This is a genomic window from Methylosinus sporium, from assembly GCF_003113265.1.
Lineage (GTDB): Bacteria > Pseudomonadota > Alphaproteobacteria > Rhizobiales > Beijerinckiaceae > Methylosinus > Methylosinus sporium.
Genome location: NZ_PUIV01000033.1, coordinates 36,342 through 42,428, shown reverse-complemented (window position 1 = coordinate 42,428; position 6,087 = coordinate 36,342). Strand labels below are relative to the sequence as shown.

At 61.0% G+C, this 6,087-nt stretch carries 4 protein-coding genes; 2 read left to right on the top strand and 2 right to left on the bottom strand.

Features of this window, described 5'->3' with window-relative positions; genetic code table 11:
- Nucleotides 1-392 precede the first annotated feature (392 nt).
- A complete protein-coding gene (locus C5689_RS15905; RefSeq protein WP_108918234.1) occupies nucleotides 393-1,427 on the bottom strand; it encodes a methyltransferase domain-containing protein in 1,035 nt (344 codons plus the stop codon).
- 173 nt (nucleotides 1,428-1,600) lie between these two features.
- Nucleotides 1,601-2,647: a methyltransferase domain-containing protein gene (locus C5689_RS15900; protein ID WP_108918240.1), complete on the bottom strand. Its 1,047-nt coding sequence runs from the start codon at nucleotides 2,645-2,647 to the stop codon at nucleotides 1,601-1,603.
- 1,128 nt (nucleotides 2,648-3,775) lie between these two features.
- Here C5689_RS15900 and C5689_RS15890 point away from each other — a divergent pair.
- Together C5689_RS15890 and C5689_RS15885 are read left to right on the top strand one after the other, a co-directional pair.
- The gene (locus tag C5689_RS15890; RefSeq protein WP_244594749.1) at nucleotides 3,776-5,812 is read left to right on the top strand and encodes a TonB-dependent receptor; all 2,037 of its coding nucleotides are present in this window, start codon (nucleotides 3,776-3,778) and stop codon (nucleotides 5,810-5,812) included.
- Nucleotides 5,813-5,822: 10 nt separating this feature from the next.
- Nucleotides 5,823-6,086 carry a hypothetical protein gene (locus tag C5689_RS15885; protein WP_108918232.1) on the top strand — a complete coding sequence of 88 codons (264 nt, stop codon included), beginning with the start codon at nucleotides 5,823-5,825 and terminating at the stop codon, nucleotides 6,084-6,086.
- The last annotated feature ends 1 nt before the right edge of the window (nucleotide 6,087 follow it).

Here is a 6,087-nt window from a genome sequence, read left to right as displayed (position 1 = left end):
TCTGCGTTTCGCTGAGCAAAAACAAATCACCCATCAAAGCCTCCATATCGGAGACCTTGAATCACGCCTCACTCGAAATTAACAGGTCCTGAGCCTAGCTCTGTCTGGACAATGTGCTGGTCCTCAATGCTTCCACTACTCACGCTCGCGAACGAGGATTCGCTTCGAGCGGCGTCAAGACGATATCCTCGCGAGATAGAGACGCCAGCGGGCGACCTTCGTCTCCTCGCCGCCCGCGCGCTCTTGGCTCTTGCTCGGGCCGTCAATCGGATAGTCCCTCGGTCGGCGCCACCTTTGCTGGTCGTTGACCGACGATCACGATCGCCGCCTCGGCCTTCTCGGGCGCGAACGCTTTGCGAATATCCTCGTATCAGTTCGGCGCAGCGCAGGTGTCACGAGACGTTTTGCTCGCCGACGTCCGTGACGGGAATATTGGTTCCGCAGCCCTGGAAGGAGCCGAGATGAGTCGCGAAGTCTCCGAGAAAATCGAAACAGGCAGCGAGCCGGCTCTGCTTCAAGATGCGCCATGTATTGCCGCAGACGGGGTATGCTCGACCCTGCTCGAAGAGATGGCGGCTATCGAGCATAAAGCTGCGCAGCCCGTCCGCCTCGCCGCCCTTATAGACGACCCTCTGACCATAGTCCTCGCAGGTGGGTTCGAGACCTTCGATCTTGAACAGCCGATAGGCCGCGGAATAGAAGCGCGCCGCGCCGATTTTCTTCTCCACCTCGGGATCGGTGATCGCGAGCGGCCGGCTCGTGACGAGGCGGGGATCGCCGAAGCCGGCGGCCTTCGCCAGCGTGAGAAAGTCGCTCCAATAGAGCGCGCCTCCGAGGCCTTCCCCATAGACGACCGGATCTTTGCGGAGGGCCTCGCTCATGCGCCTGTCGGCATACATGTCCGCGAAATAAAATTCGCCGCCGGGCTTCAACAGGTCGAACACCCCTTTCAACACCGCCGGCTTGTCCACCGATAGGTTGACGACGCAATTGGAGACGATGACGTCGAAGCTCTGCGGCTCGAGGCCGAGCGAGTCCAGCTTTTCGATGAATCCTTCGAGGAAGCCGACATTGGGGCGATCATAGCCGAACCTGTGCATATGCCAGTCGGCATGCGCGCGCGCCGTTTGCAGCTGCTCGGGCGTCATGTCGACGCCGACGACCTCGCCGGCGGGGCCGACGAGCTGCGACAGCGCATAGACGTCGCGACCCGAGCCGCAGCCGAGATCGAGAACGCGTCGGCCTTCCAGCAATTCGGGAACGACCAGTCCGCAGCCGTAATATTTGGCCAGAACCTCCTCGTGGATGTTCGCGAGCAGCGCCTTGATGCGCGCGGGCATGTCATTCGCCGCGCAGGCCGTGGTCTTGAGATCGCCGGAACCACTCAAGGTCTTGCCGTAGTAGGTTTTGACGGCGTCGATATCCATGACTTCGTCCCTCTCGATTGGTGAGCCGGGGCGAGATCGTCCCGGCTCATTCCGCGCCGAACCGACTTGCGCCCGCGCTTTCGCCTGATTCCGATCGCTGCGCCCCGTTGTTTCTCACACTGGCGCCACGCGTCGACCTGCCGTTCGCCGTGATGCTGTTGCGGCCTTCGGCTTCAGCAACATTCCTTCGTCGCCCCGTCTCGATCGCTCGCGAACGGAAAATTCGTTCCGCAGCCCGGAAAGACGCCGAAATGCGTGGAGAAATCGCCGAGGAACTTGAAATGAGGGGCGAGCCGGCTCTCTTTCAACATTCGCCATGTGTTCCCGCAGACCGGGAATGCGCGTCCCTTCTCGATTACGTGGTGGCTGTCGAGCGTGAAGCTGTGCGGCGCGTCCGCGGCCCCGCCCATGTAGACGACGATCTGCCCATAATCCTCGCAGGCCGGTTCGAGATCGTCGATTTTGAATAGGCGATAGGTGGCGGAGTAGAAGCGCGCCGCGCCGATTTTCTCCTCGACATCGGGATCGGTGATCTCGAGCGGACGGCTCGTGACGAGGCGAGGGTCGCCGAATCCGGCGGCCTTCGCAAGCTCGAGGAAATCGCCCCAGTAGAGCGCTCCGCCGAGGCATTCGCCATAGACGACGGGATCCATGCGGGCGGCCTCGTCCAAGCGCCTGTCGGCATAGACATCGGCGAAATAGAATTCTCCGCCGCTCTTCAATAGATCGAACACGCCCTTCAGCACCGCCGGCTTGTCGATCGACAGATTGATGACGCAATTGGAGACGATGACGTCGAAGCTCTCCGGCTCGAGGCCGAGCGCGTCGAGCTTCTCGATGAGGCCGTCGAGAAAGCTGACGTTCGGGCGATCATAGCCGAATTTGTCCATATGCCAGTCGACATGCGCGCGCGCCGTCTCCAATTGCTCCGGCGTCATATCGACGCCGACGACTTCCCCATTGGGGCCGACGAGCTGCGAAAGCGCATAGACGTCGCGGCCGGCGCCGCAGCCGAGGTCGAGAACGCGCCGGCCTTCGAGCAGATCCGGAACGACGAGTCCGCAGCCGTAATATTTGGTGAGGACCTCGTCGTGGATATTGGCGAGGAGCGCCTTGACGCGCGCGGGCATGTCGCCGGGCGTGCAGCAGGCCATGGTCTTCAGATCATCGGAGCTGCGCAAGGTCTTGCCGTAATAGTCTTTGACGACATCGATATCCATGATTTCGTCCCTTCCGAAAAAGTGCATCGAGGGCGATCGTCTCGGCCTGTTCGCTTCGTCGAGGCCGAGCGCGAAGTCCTCATTCAATAGACGATCGAGCGCCCCTCAACCCGAAGGCCAAATGCAATTTTTCGGCGGCCGGAATGTCGACGCGGATCGGCGTCGGCAGACATAAAAAAGTTCGAAATGTCGAAACTAATTGACATATCGTAATATTGTCGGGGCCAGCCGCTTCCGCCGATTTTTCACGGCGGCTCGCCGGCGTCAGCCGACTTGGCCGACTATGGCGGTTCTTTCAGGGGCGCTCTTTTTTGCGGCGACGGCATAAAGGACATTTGTCTCGATCGAAGTCGCGCCGCTCGCGCGTGGGAGAGGCAGATTTGTCTCTCGGACCAGCGAAAAGGTCGGGAGGCTGGTAATACCGGCGCCGATCACCGCCACCTCGGCCCTTTCGTTTCCTTCCAGAGCCGGAGCCTCGAACACGGGCGTGGCTTGGGCATGATGCGATGTCCGGCTGCCCGATCACGCCAGAAAAGCCCGCGCCGCATCCCGCGCGCCGCCGCCCCACGCGGCTCCCGCAAAAGACGCGGCTTCGAGCCGCTTTCCGTCATTGCCTCGAGAGCGCTGGCCTTGTTTGAAAGTAAAACAATTCCACAATTCCCGGAAAGACCGATATAAGTCATTGCCGAAATTACCAAAAATGCTATTTGAAAACATTTCAACATAGGCGCTGCTGCGATTGACCTCGTGTGGTGCAGTTTATACGATAACAAAAGTAGTTATATGTGTAGAATGAAGGAAAACATGCAAAAGCGCAGCCCATCCCGCTCCACGACACCAAGTCGTTCTCCAGTAGAAACACGATCGGAAAGTCGTATCGATGCGGGCAGATTGCTGAGCGCCGCGGCGCTTTTGCTCTTCGGCGCCGACGCGGCCGCGCAGGCGGAGCCCGGCGTGACTTCCTTGCCGGCCGTGGCTGTCGACGCGCCCAAAGAGAAGCCGCGGCCGATCGTTCGGCAGAACGCAGCTGCGGCGCGCGTTGCGCGGCCCCGAACACGCGCCGCGGCGTCGGCCGCGCAGAGACATGCGCCTTCGCCTGCCGCCGCTGCGGCGCCATCGACCGCACCCGTGCTTTTTGCAGCGCCTGCGCGAGCCGAGCTCGGCAATCTGCCGAAGGAATACGCCGGCGGCCAGGCGGCGCGCGGCGCGCGTCTCGGCATGCTCGGCAATCGCGATTTTCTCGACACGCCCTTCAATGTGACGAGCTACACGTCGAAGCTCATCGAGAATCAGCAGGCGCGCACGCTCTCCGATGTGCTCGAGAATGATCCTTCCGTGCGTTTCACCGTTTCCTCCGGTCAGGTCCGCGAGAATTTCCGCATTCGTGGCTTTTCGGTTCTGGTCAGCGAGACGGCGCTCAACGGACTCTATGGCGTCGCGCCGGACGGACGCGTGCCGACGGAGTTTCTGGAGCGCGTCGAAGTGTTGAAGGGACCGGCTGCGCTGTTGAGCGGCATGGCTCCTTATGGCGCCGTCGGCGGATCGATCAATCTCGTCACCAAGCAGGCCGGCGACACGCCCGTGACGAGCGTCACCGCGGATTATACGTCGAATTCGCAATTCGGAACGCATATCGATGTCGGCAGGCGTTTCGGCCAGGACAACGCCTTCGGCATTCGCTTCAACGGCGCCTATCGCGGCGGCGACACGACGCTCGATTATCAATCGCGCGAACGTGGGCTAGAGGCGCTGGCGCTCGACTATCGCGGCGAGAAGCTGCGCATTGCTCTCGACGCCTATTTCAACCAGGAGATCGCTCGCGGCGGCGTGCCGATGATGGCGAGCTTCACCGGAACAGGCGTCGCCGCCGCGCCGGATTCCAGCAATAATATCTTCCGCGGACTCTCTGGCCGAATGAACAATTCCGGCGCCATGGGGCGCGTGGAATATGATCTCGCCGACAATGTCACCCTGTTCGCGAGCGCCGGCGCGATCGACGCGCGCTTCAACGGGCTGACGAATTCGACCGTCGCGACCAATGTCAATGTGCTCGGACGCTACAGCGGAACCGCCATTAATCTGCGCGGCTATACCGACACGATTTCGTTTCAAGGCGGACTGCGCGCCGATTTCAGAACTTTCGACATCGGCCATCGATTGTCTTTGAGCGCGGCCAATCTCGAATCGAAGATCGGCTCGGCCTTTCAGCGCAGCTCGGCCTTCGTGTCGAGCATCTATTTTCCCGTCACGCCGCTCATCGCGCGCGATCCGGGAGAAGCGCCGAAGTCGACAGATACGACGCTGTCGAGCATCGCCCTCGCCGATACGCTCTCGGCCTTCGACGATCGCGCGCAGCTCATTCTCGGCCTGCGCGCGCAGCGTGTTCAGACGAAGAGTTACAATACGACGACCGGCGCCGAGACGAATTATTACGACGAAAGCGCGGTGACTCCCGCTTTCGGCCTCATCGTCAAACCTCTGCCGATACCCATGTCGCTCTACGCCAATTACATCGAGGGCCTGACCCAGGGCGACCGCGTCACCGACACGGCGGCGGCGAACTATAATCAGATTTTTCCGCCCTACAAATCGCGGCAGATCGAGACGGGCGTCAAATGGGACGCCGGGACGATCGCCAACACGCTGAGCTTCTATGAGATCGAGAAACCGAGCCTCATCAAGAGCGGCAATGTCTACAATTCCGACGGACGCCAGAGAAACCAAGGCATAGAGTGGAACGTGTTCGGCGAGATCGTCGAAGGTGTGCGCATTCTCGGCGGCGCTTCCTATACGATCGGCGTGCTCACCAAGACGGCGAATGGCCAGCTCGACGGCAAGACCGCCTATGGCACGCCGAAATGGCAGGTCAATCTCGGCGGCGAATGGGATACGCCTTTCGTTCCGGGTCTGACGCTCGAAGGGCGCGTCGTCTACACGAGCGCGCAATTCGTCAACTCCGCCAACACGCAGAAAATTCCCGAATGGGCGCGTCTCGACGCGGGCCTGCGCTATTCGACACAGCTGCTCGACAAAAAAGTCACCTTCCGCGCCAATGCGAATAATCTGCTCGATCACAATTATTGGGCGGGATCCTATTTCGCGGACGGCATCGTCATTTTGAGCTCGCCGCGAACGGTTCTCCTATCCGCGACTGTCGACTTTTGAGGAGAGCGAAATGTCGGCGGCGTCCATCCATTCAACGGCTTTCGCGCTCATCCTCGCCGGCTCGGCCTGTCTCTATCTCGCCTCGCCGCGACAATCGCTTTTGCGCGTTCAGCGGCGGAAGGCAGGCTTCTTTGCCGCGGCCTTTCTCTTCGCCGCTTGGATGGTCTGGCGGATTCGTCTCGAGTCCTCGACCGCCTTCTTCGCGACGCTCGCGGCGTCGATGCCGCTGCTGATCGCATTGCCGAGCCTCGCCGCGCTGAAAGGGAGGAAATAAG

Coding starts and splice junctions, on each gene's coding strand:
- C5689_RS15900 (WP_108918240.1), bottom strand. CDS start 2,647: ATGGATATCGATGTCGTCAAAGACTATTACGGCAAGACCTTGCGCAGC.
- C5689_RS15885 (WP_108918232.1), top strand. CDS start 5,823: ATGTCGGCGGCGTCCATCCATTCAACGGCTTTCGCGCTCATCCTCGCC.
- C5689_RS15905 (WP_108918234.1), bottom strand. CDS start 1,427: ATGGATATCGACGCCGTCAAAACCTACTACGGCAAGACCTTGAGTGGT.